General features: G+C 47.8%; 14 protein-coding genes. 12 read left to right on the top strand and 2 right to left on the bottom strand.

The genetic code is table 11. The features are described 5' to 3' along the window. The first annotated feature begins 110 nt into the window (after positions 1-110). From F5971_RS11220 to F5971_RS11165, 12 genes are all read left to right on the top strand, one after another. Positions 111-905: a helix-turn-helix domain-containing protein gene (locus F5971_RS11220; protein ID WP_036512047.1), complete on the top strand. Its 795-nt coding sequence runs from the start codon at positions 111-113 to the stop codon at positions 903-905. Between the two features lie 100 nt (positions 906-1,005). Further along, positions 1,006-4,125 (top strand): bifunctional proline dehydrogenase/L-glutamate gamma-semialdehyde dehydrogenase PutA, encoded by a 3,120-nt coding sequence (putA, locus tag F5971_RS11215; protein WP_193495001.1) that lies wholly within the window; start codon positions 1,006-1,008, stop codon positions 4,123-4,125. After that, complete coding sequence (locus tag F5971_RS11210; protein WP_193495000.1) at positions 4,125-4,826, top strand: 1-pyrroline-5-carboxylate dehydrogenase; 702 nt, start codon at positions 4,125-4,127, stop codon at positions 4,824-4,826. The genes putA and F5971_RS11210 overlap by 1 nt, the downstream gene beginning before the upstream one ends. Before the next feature lie 211 nt (positions 4,827-5,037). Beyond that, positions 5,038-7,875, top strand: coding sequence for a transporter substrate-binding domain-containing diguanylate cyclase (locus tag F5971_RS11205; protein WP_223116315.1), 2,838 nt, complete (start codon positions 5,038-5,040; stop codon positions 7,873-7,875). A 16-nt stretch (positions 7,876-7,891) separates the two neighbouring features. Next, the gene (locus F5971_RS11200) at positions 7,892-8,944 is read left to right on the top strand and encodes a sensor histidine kinase (RefSeq protein WP_193494998.1); all 1,053 of its coding nucleotides are present in this window, start codon (positions 7,892-7,894) and stop codon (positions 8,942-8,944) included. Beyond that, the gene (locus F5971_RS11195; RefSeq protein ID WP_193494997.1) at positions 8,922-9,635 is read left to right on the top strand and encodes a LytR/AlgR family response regulator transcription factor; all 714 of its coding nucleotides are present in this window, start codon (positions 8,922-8,924) and stop codon (positions 9,633-9,635) included. Before F5971_RS11200 ends, F5971_RS11195 begins: the two co-directional genes overlap by 23 nt. 108 nt (positions 9,636-9,743) lie before the next feature. Continuing rightward, a complete protein-coding gene (locus F5971_RS11190) occupies positions 9,744-10,214 on the top strand; it encodes a GspH/FimT family pseudopilin (RefSeq protein WP_193495030.1) in 471 nt (156 codons plus the stop codon). Continuing rightward, positions 10,211-10,690, top strand: a complete 480-nt coding sequence (gene pilV, locus F5971_RS11185) for a type IV pilus modification protein PilV (protein ID WP_193494996.1) — start codon at positions 10,211-10,213, stop codon at positions 10,688-10,690. Before F5971_RS11190 ends, pilV begins: the two co-directional genes overlap by 4 nt. Before the next feature lies 1 nt (position 10,691). After that, a complete protein-coding gene (locus F5971_RS11180; RefSeq protein ID WP_193495029.1) occupies positions 10,692-11,783 on the top strand; it encodes a PilW family protein in 1,092 nt (363 codons plus the stop codon). Further along, positions 11,780-12,268 (top strand): pilus assembly PilX family protein, encoded by a 489-nt coding sequence (locus F5971_RS11175; protein WP_193494995.1) that lies wholly within the window; start codon positions 11,780-11,782, stop codon positions 12,266-12,268. The genes F5971_RS11180 and F5971_RS11175 overlap by 4 nt, the downstream gene beginning before the upstream one ends. A gap of 35 nt (positions 12,269-12,303) precedes the next feature. Further along, positions 12,304-15,954 carry a pilus assembly protein gene (locus tag F5971_RS11170; protein ID WP_193494994.1) on the top strand — a complete coding sequence of 1,217 codons (3,651 nt, stop codon included), beginning with the start codon at positions 12,304-12,306 and terminating at the stop codon, positions 15,952-15,954. Between the two features lie 33 nt (positions 15,955-15,987). Beyond that, the gene (locus F5971_RS11165; RefSeq protein ID WP_193494993.1) at positions 15,988-16,440 is read left to right on the top strand and encodes a type IV pilin protein; all 453 of its coding nucleotides are present in this window, start codon (positions 15,988-15,990) and stop codon (positions 16,438-16,440) included. A gap of 61 nt (positions 16,441-16,501) precedes the next feature. On the opposite strand, the gene F5971_RS11160 is transcribed toward F5971_RS11165, so the two are convergent. Both F5971_RS11160 and gltB read right to left on the bottom strand, forming a co-directional pair. Beyond that, positions 16,502-17,935 carry an FAD-dependent oxidoreductase gene (locus tag F5971_RS11160; protein ID WP_193494992.1) on the bottom strand — a complete coding sequence of 478 codons (1,434 nt, stop codon included), beginning with the start codon at positions 17,933-17,935 and terminating at the stop codon, positions 16,502-16,504. A 61-nt stretch (positions 17,936-17,996) separates the two neighbouring features. Next, positions 17,997-22,451 (bottom strand): glutamate synthase large subunit, encoded by a 4,455-nt coding sequence (gene gltB, locus F5971_RS11155; protein ID WP_193494991.1) that lies wholly within the window; start codon positions 22,449-22,451, stop codon positions 17,997-17,999. Positions 22,452-22,622 lie beyond the last annotated feature (171 nt).

The following is a 22,622-nucleotide window of genomic DNA, read 5'->3' as shown; positions in this document are numbered from 1 at the left end:
AAACACGACGATGGTAGGATGCAAATTAGACTTGTTATCCCTAACCACTTATTATGGGATCATTAGTTTGATATTGTTCTATTCAAACACCCGATGCCGATGTCCTTATTATGGTAAAGAAAGCCGAAGTCGTCAGTTTGCCCGAAAAGGCTGACCATCATGATCACAGTTACCACCAGCTTGTATTTGGTTTGCAAGGGGCAACTGAGTTTGATGTCGCCGGGGCCGCACAGCCCGTCAGCTTAGGGCAAGGGTGTGTTTTACCCTGTTCAACTGATCACGCCTTCTGGGGCATGGGTGATAATCAAATTATCGTCATTAACCTACCCATCCAAGCGGAAGATCCGTCTTTACAAAAACGCATTGACCTACTCTTCAAGCAATCAAAATTTATCAACTGCAGTAGCGAGCTGCAGATTCTAATCAGTGCGCTTAGCCGCGAAATGCAACAAAGCCCGAACGACCCGTTTCTGCAAAGCGCCTGCAGTCACACAATTGTCTGCGCACTGCAACGACACCTCGAACAGCAAACACCTTATCCGGCTCGCTTTTATGGTCGGATTAATATGTCACTGATCGATAGTTACATCGACCTTCACATTGATCGTAAAATTCTGGTCAGCGAGTTAGCGGGATTGGTGTTTTTAAGTTGCAGTCAGTTTTTTGACCGATTTCGTGAGCAAACAGGAAAAACACCCCAGCAATACGTTCTCAATCGACGTTTTGATGCGGCACTGAAAGCACTGACAGAAACACGAGAGCCGCTTGCACAAATTGCCAGTCGTTTTGGATTTGCCAATCAAAGCGCGTTAACACGTGCCTTTAGCCAACACCTCAACATTTCCCCTGCCCGTTATCGAAAACAGTTTTCTCTGGCATCGGAGAATACGCCAAAAACTCCGTAGAAACTGGCAAGACCTGAACTAGCTTTTATTATTAGAGTGTCGCCATTGTCGGTTATCAGCAACATTTAGCTTGCTGACACTAAATTCTGAGGGTTGCACTATGTTTAAAGCAAGCAATGTTCTTGATTCGACCTGGGTTAACCAGTCGACGTCAGAGATCTGGTCATCTATCTCTCCTCTTTACTCCATTGATGAAGACACTTGGCTAAGAGAGTTAATGCCTTTAGCCAAGCCCAAGGATCAAGAGCTGCAAAAAGCGGAGCAATTGGCAACGTCCTTAATTGAACAGGTGAGAGCCGACGGCGATGCCATTCACATGATTGATGCACTCCTACTGGAGTACAGCTTAGATACAAAAGAAGGCATTCTTTTAATGTGTCTAGCCGAAGCCCTCATGCGTATTCCGGATGCAGACACGGCAGACGCCCTAATTCGAGACAAACTCAGTGTTGCCGACTGGAAAAAACACTTACGTAACTCTGAATCCCTGTTGGTCAATGCCTCTACTTGGGGACTGTTACTGACAGGTAAAGTTGTGACCATGGATGAGCGTGAAGATGGCTCACCAGCCGGCATTATTAATCGCTTAGTCAATCGCATGAGCGAGCCTGTTATTCGTGCGGCTATGCAACAAGCCATGAAAGTCATGGGCCACCAATTTGTTCTCGGGCGCACGATCAGTGAAGCCATGAAGCGCGGTTCTGATTATCGCAAGAAAGGCTATACTTACTCCTTTGACATGCTAGGTGAAGCAGCCCTGACCGCAAAAGATGCTCAGAAGTACTTTAATGACTATATGAGCGCCATCGAGTTCACAGGCAACTTCCAAGACCCGAAAGCGAAAGGACCTAGACCGAGCATCTCCATCAAGCTATCTGCTTTACACCCCCGTTATGAAGTCGGCCAAGAACACCGTGTCATGACCGAACTCTACGATCGTGTTCTGACGTTAATTCAAAAAGCGCGTTCATTGAACGTCGCGATCACCGTTGATGCTGAAGAGATGGATCGTTTGGAGATGTCTCTTCATCTCTTCGAAAAACTGATTCGCAGTGAAGCTTGTCAAGGCTGGGGCGGTTTTGGTTTAGTTGTTCAGGCCTATTCAAAGCGGGCTTTACCCGTTTTGGCATGGCTGAATGCGCTGGCGCGTGAAGTGGGCAATATCATCCCTGTACGACTGGTGAAAGGCGCTTACTGGGACAGCGAAATCAAGCTGTGCCAGCAGCGGGGTTTGAGTGGATACCCCGTCTACACCCGCAAAGAAGCTACCGATGTGTCCTACTTAGCCTGCGCACGCTTTTTGTTAAGCGAGTCAGTACGTGGCAACATTTGGCCACAATTTGCCAGCCACAACGCTCATACTGTTGCCAGCATCCTGACGCTCGCATCACACAGGGACTTCGAATTCCAACGTCTGCACGGCATGGGCGATGCCCTGTATGATCGAGTGTTGACCCAATCCGGCGTCACGGTTCGGATCTACGCACCCGTGGGCAGCCATAAAGATTTGCTACCCTATTTGGTTCGCCGCTTGCTGGAAAATGGCGCAAACAGCTCATTTGTCCATCGTCTTGTCGATGCGCGCTGTCCAATTTCGGAATTGGTGCAACATCCTTGGACGACCCTCAACAGCCGTCAAACGCTGCACAACCCGAATATTCCCTTACCTTCAGCCATTTTTCACGATCGTAAGAACTCGTTTAGCCCGAACATTGAAATTGAAAGTGAATGGCTGCCCTTCCGTGACAGCGTGCAGTCGTTTTTTACCAAGCGCTGGTCCGCTCAGGCACTGATTAACGGACAACCTCACTCAAGTCTCCCAAGCCATGCTGTGGTCGCCCCACACAATCACAGCATTCAGGTAGGAGAAGTCAGCTTTGCTAATGCTGAACTCGTCGCACTCGCGATCACAGCGGCACAAGAGGGCTACGAGACTTGGAAAACCACCTCGGCCCACACTCGAGCGGATGCTCTACGCCGCTTGGGCGACCTGCTTGAAGAAAACCTTGCAGAGCTTGTCGCGCTTTGCCATCTTGAAGCAGGCAAAACAATTCAAGATGCGATAGATGAGGTTCGTGAAGCGGTCGATTTTTGTCGCTACTATGCCAATGAAGCCGAGCGCATCAGTGACGCCCCCATGATGCTAAAAGACATCGATGGCCATGCACGCCCTTGGCAGCGTCAAGGTCGCGGCATAATTGTTTGCATCAGCCCTTGGAACTTCCCGCTAGCAATTTTCTTGGGTCAAGTCACCGCCGCTCTGGTGGCGGGCAACAGTGTGATTGCTAAGCCCGCCGAGCAAACCAGCTTAATTGCCTACCGAGCCACCGAGCTGATGCTTGAAGCAGGCATCCCCGCCAATGTCATCACATTGCTGCCGGGCGATGGCGCAGGGGTGGGAGCGCCTCTGACAAGTAACGTAAACATCAATGGCGTTGCTTTCACAGGCTCTACCGAAACCGCGCAACTCATTAACCGCTCTCTGGCTGCAAGAGGATGCGCACCCGTTCCGTTTATCGCCGAAACAGGCGGCCAGAATGCCATGATCGTCGATTCAACCGCCTTACCCGAACAGGTCGTCAATGATGCTGTTTTATCCGGCTTTGCATCGGCAGGTCAACGCTGTTCAGCGCTACGGGTATTATGTGTGCAAGCCGATATTGCCGATCGGATCGTCGAGCTTTTACAAGGGGCAATGGCAGAGCTGACCGTTGGTGATCCTAGACTGCATCAGACAGACGTTGGTCCTGTGATTGATGCCGAGGCACAAACGGGATTATTGAACCATATTGAAGCCATGAAAAAGAGCGCTAAGCTTTTAGGGCAAACGCCCCTAAGCCCTACCTGCCAGGAAGGCACATTTGTCGCACCTACGGCATTTGAAATTCGAGCCCTCAGCGAGCTCGGACGTGAACAATTTGGCCCGATCATTCACCTTCTTCGCTTTAAAGCAAGTGAAATGGACAGCTTGATAGACCAAATCAATGCATCCGGGTATGGTCTTACTCTCGGCATCCACACCCGAAACGAGCGCACTGCGGCTCAGATCGAATCCCGTGTGCGTGTGGGCAACTGCTATATTAACCGCAATCAAATCGGCGCAAGTGTCGGCGTCCAACCCTTTGGAGGGCAAGGCTTGTCCGGTACAGGTCCAAAGGCCGGTGGCCCACACTATGTTCAACGCTTTACCGAATTAAGACTTGTTGAGGAGCTGCACTAATGGCTAGCCTATCCGATAACCGAATTGCAAATGCGCTGTCTGCTTGGGATGCATGGAATCATCAAGGGTTTATTAAGCGCAGTGAACGTTTACAGAAAATACACACACAAATCCCGCAAGCAAACGATGTCAGAAGCGTTGGCCTTCTCAAGCACTTGCTGGAGCAAGCCGCAACGCTTGAACAAATTACGACCTTGCCAGGGCCAACAGGTGAAAGCAACGAGCTATATTTGAATGGACGTGGTATTTGTCTAGTCTGCGCCGATGGAGCATCGACCTATACGGCCTTTTTGGGTCAAGTCTTTGCAGCTCTCGTTGCGGGCAATGCCGTATTGCTGCACTGGCCTGAAGAACAAGCCTGGTGTGAACAACTGGCCAGACTCCTTCACCAAGCCGGTGTTCCTGAGCCTATTTTGCAAGCGGTCTCGGATTTGACGCTGAATCAGGCACTGGAGCTTGATCATTTAGCTGTATTTGCGTGCGTCTTACCGATGAGTCGAGTGATCGAACTCAATGCCTTAATCGCTAAGCGCTCTGGTCTGCTCGTACAGGTGGTCGCAGAAACCGATCCTGTGCAATGCACAGCGCTTCTTCAACCCGATCATTTGTCACGTTTTGTCACCGAACGCACACGTACCATCAACACCACCGCCGTCGGTGGTAATGCCACCCTACTCGAACTGGGCAGCAGCGCTGTCTGATTAGAGACCCTACTTGATTTAGTCCTCAAGTTTTAGCCATCCTCGGATGGCTTTTTTACTTGCGAACTTCAGCTCATTAAGGCAAGGTTAGGTCATCGTATGACTGGACGCCCAGACCCTAAACAAAATGGACAAATGCTCTTTTTTACTCAAGCCTTTATTAGCTCTGTTGCTCGTATTCACTACGCTAGCCTTCCATGTACATGCAAGTTTGCTAAACACAGAAGAGCGAGCGTTTATTGATAAGCATGGTCCTATCTCATTAGCCGTAATGTATGACTTCATCCCCTTTTCGTTTGTTGAAAATGGACAACACACAGGCCTAGTTGCCGACCTTGTACAACTCCTCGAAAACAAAGCCGATATTCAATTCAAGATCGAAATTGACGAATGGGCCAACAACCTTCGTAAGCTTGAAGAAAAGCAAGTAGATGCCATTGCCGATATTTCCTATCGCCCGAATCGTGCTCACTTTTCATTATTCACCACCCCGTATTTTGAGATACCAACCGTTATTTTCACGCGGGCCGATTTTGGGGGCTACCGCGGTCTTGAGGATTTTTCGGGCAAACGAGTAGGTGTGCTCAACAATATTTTTTACTTGGATTTATTACAGGCCTTGCCTGGTATTGAAGTCGTAGAATTTCCAGACTATGAACACCTGATCAAAGCCGTGGCCTTTGGCTCCATTGACGCATCCATTCAAAATTTAACTTCAGCCCAACACTATGCCACTCGTCATGCATTAACCAATATTCGAGTAGCAGGTGAGTTCCGCATTGGCGGCGTAGGTCGAGAAGATTTACGTTTTGGCGTACAACCCGAACTGGTGATAATTCACGACATCCTCCAAAAGGCAATGGATGCCATCACACCCGATGAATGGCGACAGCTCACACAACGTTGGACCGATGTTGTGACCTTAGAGCGCATCAAACAACAAACCTTGGCGCTGACGCCTGAGGAACGTGAGTACGTCCGACAAAACCCCGTTATTCGTGTCCAAAACGAAGCCAGCTTCGAGCCATACAACTACAATGAAAACGGCTTTCCTACAGGACACTCCATCGACTTAATTCGCTTACTGGCTGCACGCGTGGGTTTGGACGTTGAACCTGTATCTGGCCATACCTGGAGCGATTTCATGCAAATGATGGCTCAGGGTGAACTTGACGTCATGATGAACATTGCGCCCAACGAATCCCGCCAAGAAATCATGGAATTTACAGGTCCTTACATTCGCCTCGCTCAGGCGGTTTATCAGCATAAAGATCACCTCCCCATTCAACGTCCCGAGGACTTCATCGGCAAAACACTGGCGCTTCCAGATGCGTTTTACAACTATGAGTTTTTCAAAAACCAACCTGACATTCAGGTCATCCCAACCGAGGACAGCATCGCAGCGCTCATTCTCGTCAGTACACAAGAAGCCGACGCGACCTTAGAGCTACTCAGTGTTGCCAACCATCTGTCAACAAAATATGGCATTCCTGATTTACGTTCAAATAGCTTACAAGATACCCGCTTTGGGCGCCCGATCCCTCTACACATTGGGGTACGCAAAGATGAGCCTATGCTGAAAACCCTTCTTCAAAAGTCAATGGATGCTTTAACAGAACAAGAGAAAAGAGAGCTGCAAGAGCGTTGGATTTCACGTACCCATGCCTCAGCCCACCATGTTCATTTAACTCGTGAAGAACTTGAATGGCTTGATCAGATACCTGCCTTAAGAATCTGCGCTATTAGTGAACGCATGCCCTATGAGCGCATCGATCAGAATGGACAATACTATGGCGCGATCGCGGATATTATCGAAGTGTTAAAGAATAACGCAGGCCTCACGACACGACTGAGTCGACAACCCCACTGGCAGGCCGCCTTAGATGCCTTAGAAAACAATCTATGTGACTTCATTGCAAATGCCCCCTCTATCGACGGTCATCAACCGAGCGTTTCCACTACTTCCAGCTATTACGAGACCCCCATTGTCATTGCCACTCGCCAAGATGCATTTTTTATCAACAACCTTGATCAAACTAAAGATCAAACCTTTGCAGTCCTCGCGTTTAGTGAAATTGAGGCATTAATCCGCTCACGCTTTCCCGACACGAAACTGGTTTCTTACCCAAGCACTGAGGCGGGATTGGATGCCGTGCGTAAATACGAGGTCTTTGGATACATCGATAGCCTACCTTCACTGGGCAATACCCTGAATCGCTCAGGTCGAGACAATTTAAAAATTGGTGGACAACTGGATATTGCCTATCAGTTTCACTTTGCCGTGCAATCTCAACACCAACTCCTACTCGACCTGCTCAACAAGGCACTTCTATCCATTACCGATGAAACCAAAGCCCAAATTGAACAGCGATGGATGCAAATTGCGATCAGCAAGCCTGCCGACTATCGACTCATATGGCAGATAGGCGTCGTTGCATTGTTGATTATTATCGCGTTCATTATCTGGAACATTAAACTGGCCAAGTTGAACATTAGAGTGCAACGCGCCAACACCCAGCTGTTAGAAGTGCAACGAGAACTTGAAATCAAAAACCGCCAGTTAGAGCAATTGGCCATCACCGATCGTCTCACCCGCTTGTATAACCGAATGCGCCTTGAAAAGGCCTTTGAGGAGATGATTGACGAGTCAGAAAAAACAGGACGTATTTTTTCCGTTCTGCTGATGGATATCGACTTTTTTAAGCGAGTCAATGACACCTACGGCCACTTATGTGGAGATGCCGTACTAACCGACATTGCCTCGATATTGAAAGGCCATTGCTCAGCCAACGCAACACTTGCGCGCTGGGGAGGAGAAGAATTTATGGTTATTTGCCCAGATATGACCTTGGATGAAGCGACAACACATGCGGATATGCTTCGACAGTTAATTGCTGATCATCAATTCCCAGACGTCGGAAGCTGTACGGTTAGTATTGGTGTGACCCAATGGCAATTGGGGGACAAGCAAAAGAGCCTTACGCTTAGGGCAGATACGGCTTTGTATCATGCGAAAGAGCAAGGGCGGAATCGGGTTTGTGCTCTTTAATACGAGGTCAAATTAATTGACACACCAGCATCCAGAGTATTCTTCATCAGTCAAACTTAACAGCGTAAAAGTTGTTATTAGAGTCATTGTGTTTGCGCAGGCTGTTGCCATACTTCTTGCTCTTGCACCCGGACTTAGTGAGGACAGATGGTATCGCCTTGGCTTAAGTACTCTATTTATACAATGGGTTGCCCTGCTTTCACTCGCAATTTTACATTTTCTTTCAAAGACTTTGCATAAACAAACACTCCACACTCAGTGCAGCATCGCTTTATCGGTTTTACTGATTAACACCACAGTCGTAAGCGGTTTTGCATACTGGGTGCTCATACTGATTCAATGGCAATCTGAAACATCATGGTTCGCGTTCACTCTACAAAACCTACTGATTGGTATTGTTGTTGGCATGATCGGAATTGAGTTTTTTGTCATGCACACCGAGCGCAACCAGTACATACAAGCCCAATCACAAGCCGAACTGAATGCCTTACAAGCACGGATACGCCCTCATTTTCTCTTTAACAGCCTTAACACGGTCGCTGAGCTTACACGTCAAGATCCAGAATCAGCCGAGACAGCATTATTAAACCTATCCAGCCTTTTCCGTGCGGCAATGCACGCTGCGGAAGCAACACACCTAGATGAAGAAATACGCTTAGTAAAAGCCTATCTAAATTTAGAACAATGGCGACTCGGCGATAGGCTACGAGTCGAATGGCAACTACCAGATAATATACCCAACGTGTCAATGCCTCTACTCACCCTACAACCGCTGGTTGAAAATGCAGTTAGGCACGGAATTGAAACATCAGCGGAGGGAGGCTGTGTTCTAATAAAGGTGTGCGCCCTAGAACAAACACTGCAACTGACCGTCGAAAACCCTATTTTTCAACATGCACGCAGTGCCAGTGGCAACGGCATTGCGCTTGAGAACATACAGAAGCGGTTGGCTTTGTTCTACTCGGAGCAATCCACCCTCACCACAGTTCGACATGATGATACTTATCAAGCTATTCTGACACTGCCTCTATCCGTGGAAAACAGCCATGAGAACGCTAATAGTAGATGATGAACCCCTTGCTAGAGCTCGGCTCAAACGACTTCTGAACAATCACTCGGGATTTGAGTGCGTAGGTGAAGCCAGTAATGGTGAGGACGCTATACAGATGGTGCTGTCACTAGAACCTGATTTAATCTTACTCGATATAGAAATGCCATTACTGAATGGCCTGCAAGTTGCCGAAAGGCTCAATGAACTTGCTCTGCCTCCTGCGATTATTTTTGTCACTGCCTATACAGAGCATGCACTCGATGCCTATCGGGTAGGGCCATCAGACTATTTAGTTAAACCCGTCGATGCAGAACGACTCAGTGAAGCCCTCACGCGTTTAGGCACTTACACCAAAGCACATATAGAAAAGCAGGAAAGCTTAAACCCTTGGTTAAGCTTCACACTGGGAGGAGCATCGCGTCGCATCCAGCTCAGCCAAGTCTTATTTTTTATGGCCGACGAGAAATATGTACGTATGGTTTTTGAAGGTGGAGCAGCATTAATCGACTTGTCACTGAAACAGCTAGAAGATCAGTACGGCGAGCACTTACTGCGTATTCACCGGAAAACACTCGTCGTAAAAAAACGCATTCTGTCTCTAAGCTCTCAAGAGCATCAGCACTTTATCCACCTTATAGGTTATGATCAGGTGCTAGATGTAAGTCGCCGACTCTACACTAAAGTCCGCGACTCTATTCAAACGCGTTAGATACCGTTCATCCTAGAATTTTGACCTTCCATCGACTGACGCTTGGCGGACAGATCATCGCTTGCTAAATTAATATTACAGAAAACCGATTATAGGTCTACTTTCAAAATGTTTCGACATCAAACTGGTTTAACGCTAATAGAAATCATGATCACGCTTGCCTTATTGGCAATTGTATTGATGATCGGGGTGCCTAGCTTCCAAGGTTTTACAGAAACAAGTCGAGCTAGAGCACTTACCAACGACCTGACTTCGGCGCTGCAGCTTGCTCGTTCAGAAGCCATCAAAACCCGATCAGAAATGCGTGTATGCCCCAGTGTAGACCAGCAGACCTGTAGTGTAACCGTTGACTGGAGTAGTGGATGGATTCTACTTGATACCACCAATAATACTTTAATACGTGTATGGCAAGCCCCTTCGGGAGCAAACACCCTTACAGGTCCTAACAATGGGGTGAGGTTTAGAAGCAACGGTATGTCGAGCAGTGAAACTTTTAATCTGGTGGTCGGTCGATGCACTCGAGAGATTGAAACCGGCACCACAGGACGAATTAACTTTGGGGAGCTCGATTGCTCATGAGACATCAAACCAACCCTTCGCAACGCCGACAGAAAGGGGCAACCCTACTGGAGGTGTTAATTGCAACAGTAGTGATTTCTATTGGTCTTTTAGGATTGGCGGGATTACAAGTTAAATCTGTGCAAAATAATTACAATGCTTATGTTCGCTCTCAGGCATCCTTGTTGGCGTCCGATTTAGCAGAAAGAATGCGTGCAGCTCCTCAGCAGACGGCGGATACCTACTTAATTAACAGTTTTCCAAACCTTGCAGAGTTTAACGCACTTGACTGTGGAACAGTCGACAACCTTGATTTAGACACCGCTGCTAAAGACTTACTTCAGTGGCGACGCTCTGTTTTTTGTCTTTTACCTGAGGGTAATGCTCGAGTGACAAGATCAGCTCTCAACAATAATGTTATTAACATTGATATACGCTGGAGCGATCCGCGCAGCGGCAATGCAACCGAAACCCTTAGTTACACAACAGAGATCTAATATGAAGCAGACAATGCCCACTTCACAGAAAGGTTTCAGTCTCGTAGAACTCATGATTGCACTTGTTTTGGGGCTAATCATTATTCTTGGCGTCACCTCGGTCTTGTTAAGTAACTTACAAACCTACAGCCTGACCCAAGGCCAATCTCAAGTTCAAGAAAATGGGCGCTTTTCACTGGACATTATTGGCCAAGACCTACGCATGGCGGGTGGATGGGGCTGTTCTGGTGCGCTGTTAACACATGAACAAGCAACGTCAGGCACATTATCTGCGGGCTTCATGCGCAATACGTTGGCGAGAAATGCAAGCGGAGAAACAAATGCACAAAAATACGTTAAGAAGTTTGAACAGGGTATCGAAGGCCACCGTTTTGTCAATAATGCTTGGTCTGGCGATAGCAAAGTGACTGCCTTATTCGGAAATCTAGCTGTAGATACTACCTCCGACATTGTGACAATACGTCGTGGAAGCACGTTCAGTGCACCTGTACAAAACCACTCAGGAGGCACGATTACATCTCCGCTCGGCTCGCAGATCATCGCCGCTTCAGAACCCGCTTTTTTAATAACATCAGATTGTCATTATGGTGCAATTGCCTTAACCACTGTTAACGGTAACAACCTTCTATTAGGAAATAATATTGCATTAGGCAGAGACTTTACCGATGGCATAGTAGGACAGGCTCACCATATCACGTATTTAATTGCCACCAGCAGCATTGACCCCAACACATCAGCGCTCTGGGCTGTGCGTTATAATTTTGCCACTGATCAGGTCATTCAGGAAGAACTCATTACTGGGGTCGAGTCAATGCAAGTTCTCTACGGTATCCCAGCAGGTAATAACACCAACACCAACTACGTTGCAGCAAATGCGATTAATCGTTACGACTGGGAGCAGGATGACTGGAGCAACTCAACTTGGCGAACTATTCAAGCGGTTCGAATCAGCTTGGTCTCCGTCAGCCAAGACACAGGACTTTCTCCTGTTAATCAAACAATTCGTATAGGTAATACAAACGTTGTCATTCCCGAAGGTCGACTTGGACAGCTTTTCACTAGCACTGTTTCTATCAGGAATAATCCAGAATGAGCACTAAAAGTCTTTTTCCTAGCCAACGAGGCGCAGCTCTCATCGTTTCGTTGGTTATTCTAGTCATTGTCTCGATTATAGGCGTATCCGCTATCCAGTTAACGCTCGTACAAGAGCGTATGGCAGGCAATCAACATGATCGCAACATGGCTTTTCAAGCCACTGAAGCGGCTCTTCGTGCGGGTGAACGAGCGATCAGAGCAAACAACTTTATTGAACGAAATACACCCTTAACAACTATTGCCACCAACAACTGGGCGGGCTGGACAGCTGATGCTGTCACAGTTGCACTAAACAATCCTAACTTGTCAGCCAACCCTGCTTACGTTATTTCCACACCGGTACGTCAGCGGGTCAATCTGGATAACTCGAATCCAATATTTGTTGAAATATTCCCCGTTACCGCTCGCGGGAGTGGCGAAACGGCTCGTGTTGCGAATCAGCCATCGACAACCGTTATTTTACGATCCAATTTTTTACTCTGAAGCCATTAGCCTCAGTTAAGTCGCAGGAATTGAAAATGAATATTTTCGCAAAACACTCAACGTTATCGCCAACAACAGGGCTTTATGTCGTACTGTTTGCTCTGGGCTTAAGTCTCGGATCAACGCACGCACAGGCACAAACTAATAGTTGTATTGCATCCGAAACACGACGTATTGGTAGCACATCTCTCCTATTTCCCAATGATTCCCATACTTTTTCTCAGTTTGTCTCCTCACCGAACTTGCAACTTGAACTGATCAACAATGTACAGCGCTGTACCTCCTCTCGCTACAGTGTATCGGGCAACACGGTCAATACAACTTCTCGATGTGTAGGTGACTTCAGAGTTACGGGAACACTGGCTAATTGCACACCAACAACGCCTCCAACTCCAACTCCAACTCCCACCCCCACTCCCACAACGGGATTGAACCTATCGCAGACGCCGTTTGAAGCATCCGTACAAGTCGAACCTAATATTCTATTGATTGTTGACAACTCCAACACCATGGTTGAAAACGTCAATGGTTCGGTGGCAGCCTCTTGCGACCCTGGACTGACTGCAAATTGTATCGCGGGCAGCATTCATCCTGAGAGTAAATCTGAAATCATCAGAGGTGTGGCAAGGGGGCTTGTTCAAGATTATGAAAACAGAGTAAATTTAGGCCTGATGGCCTACCAACAGCATCCACTTCGAGCCAGCAGTTCTAATGATGGTGGTAGCATATCAACATCGATACAACGCTGGAGTTTATTTGATCGTATTTATGACGTCAGTTACAGTCCTTTAGACTATGATGCCAGCTTTTCAGGCAACCCTTGGAATGACACAAAAAAGCGTTTTAGAATTCCAAATCCTGTAAGCGCAGGTAACTTTATTCATTTCAACGTTCGCGTACCCGGCTACTCATCGGCAAGCGTTGCTGACTCAAAGCAAGACTTCTGCATTACAACGGAGTCAGGCACCAATTGGCAGAATGAGCCCTTTGGTTTTAACTGCTATTCTATCAAGACAGGCACCTCAAACTCTCTAAATGTCACCACAGGTGGTTACTCCTCATTGAATGGCGGCACCAGTGGTAACTTAAATGACAGCGCGAGAGCGCGTGGCGTTACTAACTGGGGGCAACGTATGGTTGCCTTGCCTTATAACCGTACAGAATGGGTAACCATTGGCTCACCCGGGAAGGGTTATTTACATATTCCTATCGCTCCACTTGATGCAACGCACAAAGACAAGATTCTGACCAAAATTGCCACATCACCCAATCCAAATACAACAGCAAGTCTTAGTACCAGCTTACCGACAGACCCTAACACTGCGTTGATTAATGCAGGACTAACCCCTTTAGAGGGTACACTCTATACAGCTAGGGACTATCTACAAGGATTAACAGGTACTTCTAATTTCGGTACGGCTCAGGGAAGTGGTAATGCGACCGCCCTACCTAACTCCTGTGATAACGATGCAGCAATATGGCTCACGGATGGTATGCCTTCCGTAAGCCAAAATGGCACGCCTCTCGGTGCAAATACCACTCAAGCGCTCGCAGATGCCGTTGCAGCGGCTGCAAGCTTCCACTCTCAATCAGGAGCTGATCTATACGTAGTTGGTTTTGCAATGCCGCCGACTGTGGCAGCTGATTCCCTGACACAACTTGCGAATGCTGGCAACACACCTGAGCCTTTCCTGGCAACCGATGCATCGGGCTTAAACATTGCATTACGCAGTATTTTTGAAGCCATCCTAGCCGATACTCAGTTGACCTCAACCAGCGCGGCTGTGAGCAGCAGCAGAGCATCATCCAGCACCAATGTTTTTTTAAGTGAATATACAAGCCAAAACTGGAGCGGACGTATTCGTGCACAAAACTTTGCCACACAAGACTTAGCTTGGGACTCAAACATTACCTATCGAACAGCTATCACTAGCACCCCCATATATTCACGTAACAGTTCGACTAACGCCGCAATTCAACTTAACCCGAATAACTTAACCAATCTCTCTGCTGCTCAACAAGCCGCACTGAATATATCGCCTGTTTCTAATACTACGGATGGACGTGCAGCAGATCGCATTCGTTGGTTATATGGTCAAACACCAACAGGCATGCGAAGCCGCAATAATACCGAAGGTAACTTATTACCAATGGGCGACATTGTCGGTTCTACCCCTAACTATTTTGGTGGTCGTCAGTACTTTGGTAACAATATTCTGCCAGGAACCGAAGGCAGTAGTTATTCAAGCTTTGCCAACACTAACCGCTTTGAGGCTATCTATGTCGGAGCCAATGACGGAAAGCTGCATGCATTGAATGCGACAACCGGAGCACCCTTGTTTGCCTATATACCGTCTGAATTACTCTTACCTAAATCAGGCTCCGACGCCGCTCAAATTAACACGTTAATGAATCCATCTTATACACATCGTTACTTTGTTAACGGGAACACAACTATTCGTGATGCGTACATTGATGGTGCATGGAAATCAGTGCTAGTCGGTACAATGGGAGCCGGTGGCAAGACAGTCTTTGCTCTCGATGTGACCAATCCAAGCACATTCAGCAGCAGTAATGTTCTTTGGGAGTTTACCCATGCAGATCTGGGCTATGGTGTGAACGATGTGGCAATCGTACGGCTAAAGTCTGGTCAGTGGGCAGCCGTGTTTGGGAACGGCTATAACTCAACAAACCATGGCTCGAGCCTATTTGTTGTTAACTTATCCGATGGATCTCTCATTCGCAAGATTGATGCCGGTAGTGGTACGGTCAACAGCCCCAATGGCTTAGCTCCTGCCTTAACCACCGACTGGTCAGAACTTAATTTAATCACTAACTTTGCGTATGCAGGTGACCTTAAAGGCAACTTATGGAATTTTGATCTACGCAATGCCAATCCGGCTAATTGGACTGCTCGTCTTGTCTTTACAGCAACAGACGCCAGCGATGCAGCTCAACCCATTACCAGTCGCCCACAGATAGCTGCTCACCCGACCGACGCAGGTAAAATCATTCTTCTCTTCGGTACAGGCAGCTATTTTAGAGTCGGAGATAACATCCTAACAGGTTCTCAAACGCAAAGTTTGTATGGCATTGTGGACACTGCAACAGGCATGAAGGTCAATGAATCCATCGAAAGGGAGGATCTGTTAGCACAAACGATTGCATGGCAAGGAACAAGGACGTTCGGAGCATACACGTATGAACTGCGTCAAGTTTCAAATAATACGCCTCTTGCCAATACAACCCTTTATGGCTGGTACTTAGATTTAGATAGAAATCTCGGGGAGCGTGTAATTAGCACACCGATACTGCCCTTACGAGGTGAATCTTCACGCGTTACGTTCAATACATTGATTCCGTTAGAAGGTAACGACCCCGTTTGTGATCCACCGACACGAAGTGGCTTTGTCATGACAGTTAATCCGTTAACGGGCGCCCGTCTTCAAAGAACTATTTATGATTTGAATAAGGATGGAAACTTTGATTCGGGTGATACTTTATCTGATCATGTCGCTCAGGGATTATCTGACCCCTATTTATCAGGTGTTCGCTTTGGGTCAGGTGAGCAAAGTACCAGCATTTTAGATGATGGTGTTCAAACACTGATTGATGGCACTGGCGAAACACTCGATCTAGAAGATGAAGTCAGTTCGGGTCGTGTATCTTGGCAAGAGTTGCGATAGTATTGGATTTTTAAGGATTAATGCGAGGACAGCATGCATAACTTTACACCAAGACGAGTGAAAGGATTCACTCTGATCGAGTTAATGATCACCGTGGCTATTATCGGTATTATCGCTGCAATTGCGTACCCGAGTTACCAAAATAGTGTGATTAAGAGCAACCGTACGCAAGCTCAGGCTTGCATACTGGAAGCCGCTCAATTTATGGAGCGTTTTTATACACTTAATGCAAGATATGACCAGCAACGAGGAACAAATCCTCCCGTTGCTGTTGCACTGAATTTAAACTGCATAAATGAGATTAACCGGAATTACGCATTAGGATTAGTAGCGGCTAACTTAACAGCAAACACATACAGTCTTAGAGCAACGCCCGTTGCTAACTCTACTCAAGCAAATGATAGGTGTGGGAGCTTAACCCTTAACCATCAAGGCTTGAAGGGCGTTATCAATGGTAATGGAGCAACTGTTGCTGAATGCTGGTAAGTTGTACCCATAAAAAAACCTGCTGTACTCATAGAGTAAAGCAGGTTTATCTGAGACTAAGTTAAACCTCCAAATAATCCAAAATCCCCTCAGCCGCCTTACGGCCTTCATCAATTGCCGTCACGACTAAATCAGAACCTCTGACCATATCGCCTCCCGCAAAGATTTTTGGATTAGTGGTTTGAAACGCAAAACGATCAATTGCCTTAGGTTCAGCACTGGCATCAACACGGCCATCGTCATGCAAAGATATATTGAAGTCTGCAAACCAAGGCGCAGGGCTCGGCCTAAAACCAAACGCAATGAGTACCGCGTCCGCTTTCAGGATCTCTTCAGAGCCTTCGACCACTTCAGCACGTTGGCGGCCATTTTGATCTGGTTCCCCCATCTGCGTTGTCACGACTTTTACGCCAACGACCTTGCCATTCTCCCCGACGATTTCAACGGGTTGACGATTGAAGACAAACTTGACGCCTTCTTCTCTCGCATTCACAACTTCGTTTTTAGAGCCAGGCATGTTGGCTTCGTCTCGACGATACGCACAGGTCACAGATTTAGCCCCTTGGCGAATCGAGGTACGGTTACAGTCCATCGCCGTGTCGCCACCACCCAGAACCACCACGCGCTTGCCTTTCATGCTGACGTAATCTGACGGATCTTTTTCATAGCCTAGGCAATGGTTCACATTCGAAATCAAGAACGGCAGCGCTTCGTGCACTCCGTCCAAATCTTCGCCCGGAAAACCACCTTTCATCGATGTGTAGGTGCCCATGCCTAGGAACACAGCATCGAATTCTTCAAGCAAGGATTGCATCGTAACATCTTTACCCACTTCCGTGTTCAGGCGGAACTCAATGCCCATACCCTCAAAGATTTTACGACGACGTGACATCACTGACTTTTCGAGTTTAAACTCAGGGATACCAAAGGTGAGCAAACCACCGATTTCTGGATAACGATCAAATACGATTGGACGCACACCGTTACGAACCAGTATATCGGCACAGCCCAAACCCGCTGGACCTGCACCAATAATTGCAACGCGCTTATCAGTCCAAACAACATTCGACATATCCGGCTTCCAGCCCATCGCAAAGGCAGTGTCGGTGATGTACTTCTCGACCGAGCCAATGGTGACTGCACCAAAACCATCATTCAGCGTACATGCGCCTTCACACAAACGGTCTTGCGGACAAACACGACCACAGACTTCTGGTAGGGTGTTGGTTTGATGGCTCAGCTCAACGGCTTCAAGAATGTTGCCTTCAGATACCAACTTCAACCAGTTCGGAATGAAGTTATGCACAGGGCACTTCCATTCGCAGTAAGGGTTGCCACACTCAAGGCAACGGTGCGATTGATTTGATGCCTCTTTCGGTTTAAACGGTTCATAAATCTCAGCAAACTGTTTTTTACGAACAGCGGCTTTAACTTTTACAGGGCCTTTTCGACCCACTTCCATAAATTGGAAATCATTACTTAGACGGTCAGCCATCTTTACACCTCATTCGGTGGTGCTGCAGCGCAGCACCGACCAAGATTCATTACCCTGCTGATTATTCAGGACGCTTACGGATACTGTTTAGCAAATCATTGATACCCGTTGCGTAGGGTTTTACTAACCAGAACTTACCAATGAGCTCATCAAAGTTTTCAAGGATCTCTTGTCCCCAAGCACTTCGCGTTTCACGGGTGAACTCAATGATGGTTGAACGTAAATGGTTTTTATGCGCTTCCATCTGCTCAGTGGCGATACGGTGGATATCGACAAGTTCGTGGTTGTACTTATCCACGAAGCTATTGTCTAAATCCAACACGTAAGCAAAACCACCCGTCATCCCAGCACCAAAGTTGTAACCCGTGCTTCCGAGTACCGTAACAACACCGCCCGTCATGTACTCACAGCAGTGGTCACCCGCGCCTTCAATCACGGCATGACAACCTGAGTTACGAACGGCAAAACGCTCACCCGCCTGACCCGCCGCAAACAGCTTACCGCCTGTTGCACCGTAAAGGCAGGTGTTGCCCATAATGGAGGCATCTCGGGTTTTGTATGTGACTTGTTCGAAGGCTCTCAGAACAATTTTGCCTCCGGCCATGCCTTTGCCTACGTAATCGTTTGCATCCCCTTCAAGATAGAGATACTGGCCGCCAGCATTCCACACACCAAAGGATTGCCCTGCATGGCCTTTGAAGTTGAAGATCACAGGCTCATCCGACATACCCAGGTTGCCATGATGCTTCGCGATCAAGCCAGAGGTTCTGGCACCGACGGAGCGATCACAGTTGGTTATCTTAAGCGCCCACTCACCGCCGAGTTTTTCAACAATACTAGACTCAGCCAAGGCTTGCATCTGTGAGTTTAGTCCACCTGCATCATAGGGCTCATTTCGAGCTTGCTGACAGGTGTGTGGGTAATCCTGAGGTATTCCGGCTTGGCTAAGGATTGGAGACAAATCAAGGTTCGCCTGTTTTGCCGTTTCACCTTCAATGATTTCCAGTAAATCAGTACGACCGACCAGCTCTTCAATACTGCGAACACCCAATTGCGCCATGAGCTGGCGCGTCTCTTCTGCCACAAAACGGAAGAAATTTTTCACCATTTCAACGGTGCCACGGAAGTGGTCATCCCGTAAGTCCGCACGCTGAGTTGCCACACCAGTTGCACAGTTGTTTAAGTGGCAAATACGCAAGAACTTACAACCCAAGGACACCATGGGCATGGTTCCAAAGCCAAAGCTTTCTGCACCCAACATGGCCGCCTTCACGACATCAAGGCCGGTTTTTAAGCCCCCATCCGTTTGCAAACGGATTTTTCCGCGCAATTGGTTACCGCGCAGTGACTGATGTGCATCCGCTAAACCTAGCTCCCAAGGAGAGCCTGCATAATGAATCGAGGTTAAAGGCGAAGCCGCCGTGCCGCCGTCATATCCAGAGATGGTAATTAAATCGGCATAGGCTTTTGCAACACCACACGCGATCGTACCTACACCGGGACGTGATACGAGCTTAACGGAGACTAAGCCCTCTGGGTTGATTTGCTTTAAGTCAAAAATCAACTGCGCCAAGTCTTCAATCGAGTAGATGTCATGATGCGGTGGTGGAGAGATCAAAGTAACACCCGGCACCGAATAGCGTAAGCGTGCGATCAGGGCATTCACTTTACCGCCAGGTAGCTGGCCACCTTCACCGGGTTTCGCCCCTTGAGCCACTTTGATTTGCATAACATCTGCACTCATCAAGTACTCAGGCGTCACACCAAAACGTCCAGACGCGATTTGTTTGATTTTTGAGCGCTTGATCGTACCATGGCGCGCGGGGTCTTCACCGCCCTCACCCGAGTTCGAACGACCACCCAACTCGTTCATCGCCACGGCGAGTGCTTCATGTGCTTCAGGCGAGAGAGCGCCTAATGACATAGCCGCCGTATCAAAACGAGCGAAAAGGGCTTCAGCAGGTTCAACCTCAGATAATGGAATGGGTTTAATATCTTTACGAATACTAAATAAGTCACGAAGCGTCGCCACTCCACGCTTATTCACTAAGTCCGCATAACGCTGGTAGTGTGCAGGGTCCCCCGTGGATACGGCTTGATGAATCGCCGTCACCACATCAGGGTTATACGCATGGTACTCGCCACCGTGCACATACTTTAGCAAACCACCTTGCTGGATAGGTTTACGTACACTCCAGGCCTCTTTAGCAAGCAGGGATTGTTCTAAGTGGAAGTCTTCAAAACGCGCCCCTTCGATACGGCTAGCCACCCCTTTAAAACAAAGGTTAACCACCTCGCTCGAAAGACCGACCGCTTCAAATAGCTGTGCTGAACGGTAAGACGCGATGGTCGATATGCCCATTTTGGACATAATTTTCAGCAGGCCTTTGTTAATGCCTTTACGGTAATTTTCGTGGCTAATTAATGGCTCAAGTGTTATTTCGCCCGTACGACAAAGATCGTTCAAAACGCGATAAGCCAAATAGGGGTATACAGCCGTTGCACCAAAGCCAAAAAGTACGGCAAAGTGGTGAGGATCACGAGCTGTCGCCGTTTCGACAATAATATTGGCACTGGTTCTTAGACCTTTATCAACCAAATGCTGGTTGACCGCACCTGTTGCCATCGCCGCATGAATGGGTAGCATGCCACGCTTAATGTATGCATCGGTCAAGACCAAAATCACTTTTCCACTGCGTGCCGCTTGCTCTGCTTTCTCGCACAGCTGTTCTATCGCAGTTTTCAGACCCACTTCAGGATCGTATTGCATATCCAGCATCGCTGACTCAAACCCTGAGAGGTTCGATTCACATAAACGACGGAATTTGCTAGCAGACAAAATAGGCGACTTTAAAACGATCCGGCGCGCATGCTCCGGAGTTTCTTGGAAAATATTGCGTTCTGTCCCTAAACAGGTTTGCAATGACATGACAATGGCTTCGCGCAAAGGATCAATCGGCGGGTTCGTCACCTGCGCAAACTGCTGGCGGAAATAGTCATACACAGAACGGATGCGTTTGGACAAAACGGCCATGGGCTTATCGTCACCCATCGAACCTACGGCTTCCATTCCCGACTCACCCAAAGGCCGCAATACCTGATCACGCTCTTCAAATGTCACTTGAAACATTTTCATGTGCGTTTTCGTTTCTTCAGGGTCCATTTCACGGAAGGAAACAGACTCTTCAGTAAAGCTCATTGTTTGCTCAAGTGGTACTGCGTTTTCTTTTAACCATTTACGGTAGGGCTGACGCGACTTCAGCTTTTCATCAACATCAGCGGTGTGAAGTACGTCACCTGTTTGCGTGTCAATAACGAGAATCTGCCCAGGACCGACGCGGCCTTGAGCCTCTATATTCGCGGGATCGTAATCAAACACACCGATTTCAGAGGCGGTACAGAGCAAGCCATCTTTTAACATGACCCAACGAGACGGACGCAAACCGTTACGATCCAACATACAGACAGCATAACGACCATCGGTCATTACCATACCCGCAGGACCATCCCATGGTTCCATGTGCATAGAGTTATACTCATAGAAGGCACGAAGGTTGGAATCCATGGTTTCAACATTTTGCCAAGCCGGCGGCACAATCAGACGCACCGCACGGTAGATGTCCATGCCGCCCACCATCAGGAACTCAAGCATATTGTCCATACTTGAGGAGTCAGAACCCGTTGTATTCACAATTGGCTGTAAAGACTCAACGTCAGGGATGAGCGGGGTTGCAAATTTACTGCTGCGGGCACGTGCCCAGTTACGATTGCCTTCAATCGTATTGATTTCGCCATTATGCGCTAAGAAACGGAAGGGCTGAGCTAAAGGCCAGCGAGGTGCCGTGTTGGTCGAAAAGCGCTGATGATAGGTGCAAATTGCCGTTTCAAGACGTGGATCACCTAAATCTCTATAAAAAGTCGGTAAGTCCACGGGCATCATTAAGCCTTTATAGGAAATGACTTTGTCGGACAAACTGCAAATATAGAAATCAGGATCATTCGTCAGTGCAATTTCGGCTTTACGTCTAGCGGTGAAAAGACTGATGGAGAACTCGCGTTCATTTTTCCCGCAAGAATCAACAAACACCTGTTCAATTGCAGGCATTGTATCCTTGGCAATAGGACCCAGACAGGCATCGTCAGTTGGCACTAAACGCCAGCCATAGACTTTCAGGCCTTGCTTTTCCAGCTCAGAATTCAGGCAAGCGCGTGCCGTCTGTGCTAATGCAGACTCACGGGAAAGAAACACCATGCCAACCGCGTAGCGGTCAGCCAATTCTGTTTGCAAAGTCTCTCTAGCAACCGCACGCATAAATGCATCCGGCTTTTGCATCAGCAGACCACAACCGTCACCGGTTTTACCATCTGCTGCGATACCCCCGCGGTGAGTCATGCAGGCTAGAGCCTGAATAGCTTTCTGCAGGAGACCATGACTTGCGTGTCCTTGCATGTGTGCCATCAGGCCAAAGCCACAGTTGTCTTTAAATTCACCTGGGCGATACAGACCATTGCTCATAAGCCAATCTCACTAAAAAATCATAAATATCATGGCATTTAAAAACACCACACACCACTGAGCCCTTATCTTAGCGATAAAAAAGGGGAGTCTATGCTACACCCCTAAAGGGAACAGAACAATTTTTTAGCAGTCGAGGGGCAGCTGAAATTTTTTCAGCTAAAGAGGACT

The organism is Nitrincola alkalisediminis (assembly GCF_009821115.1).
Classification (GTDB): Bacteria; Pseudomonadota; Gammaproteobacteria; order Pseudomonadales; family Balneatricaceae; genus Nitrincola; species Nitrincola alkalisediminis.
The sequence above is the reverse complement of the archived record's forward strand: the minus strand, read 5'-3'. Positions and strand labels throughout refer to the sequence as shown.

Bases quoted from the DNA above. Each gene is read 5' to 3' on its own strand.
- F5971_RS11165 (WP_193494993.1), top strand. From the start codon at position 15,988: ATGCATAACTTTACACCAAGACGAGTGAAAGGATTCACTCTGATCGAG.
- putA (WP_193495001.1), top strand. From the start codon at position 1,006: ATGTTTAAAGCAAGCAATGTTCTTGATTCGACCTGGGTTAACCAGTCG.
- F5971_RS11220 (WP_036512047.1), top strand. From the start codon at position 111: ATGGTAAAGAAAGCCGAAGTCGTCAGTTTGCCCGAAAAGGCTGACCAT.
- F5971_RS11195 (WP_193494997.1), top strand. From the start codon at position 8,922: ATGAGAACGCTAATAGTAGATGATGAACCCCTTGCTAGAGCTCGGCTC.
- F5971_RS11160 (WP_193494992.1), bottom strand. From the start codon at position 17,935: ATGGCTGACCGTCTAAGTAATGATTTCCAATTTATGGAAGTGGGTCGA.
- F5971_RS11210 (WP_193495000.1), top strand. From the start codon at position 4,125: ATGGCTAGCCTATCCGATAACCGAATTGCAAATGCGCTGTCTGCTTGG.
- pilV (WP_193494996.1), top strand. From the start codon at position 10,211: ATGAGACATCAAACCAACCCTTCGCAACGCCGACAGAAAGGGGCAACC.
- F5971_RS11175 (WP_193494995.1), top strand. From the start codon at position 11,780: ATGAGCACTAAAAGTCTTTTTCCTAGCCAACGAGGCGCAGCTCTCATC.
- F5971_RS11180 (WP_193495029.1), top strand. From the start codon at position 10,692: ATGAAGCAGACAATGCCCACTTCACAGAAAGGTTTCAGTCTCGTAGAA.
- F5971_RS11190 (WP_193495030.1), top strand. From the start codon at position 9,744: ATGTTTCGACATCAAACTGGTTTAACGCTAATAGAAATCATGATCACG.
- F5971_RS11170 (WP_193494994.1), top strand. From the start codon at position 12,304: ATGAATATTTTCGCAAAACACTCAACGTTATCGCCAACAACAGGGCTT.
- gltB (WP_193494991.1), bottom strand. From the start codon at position 22,451: ATGAGCAATGGTCTGTATCGCCCAGGTGAATTTAAAGACAACTGTGGC.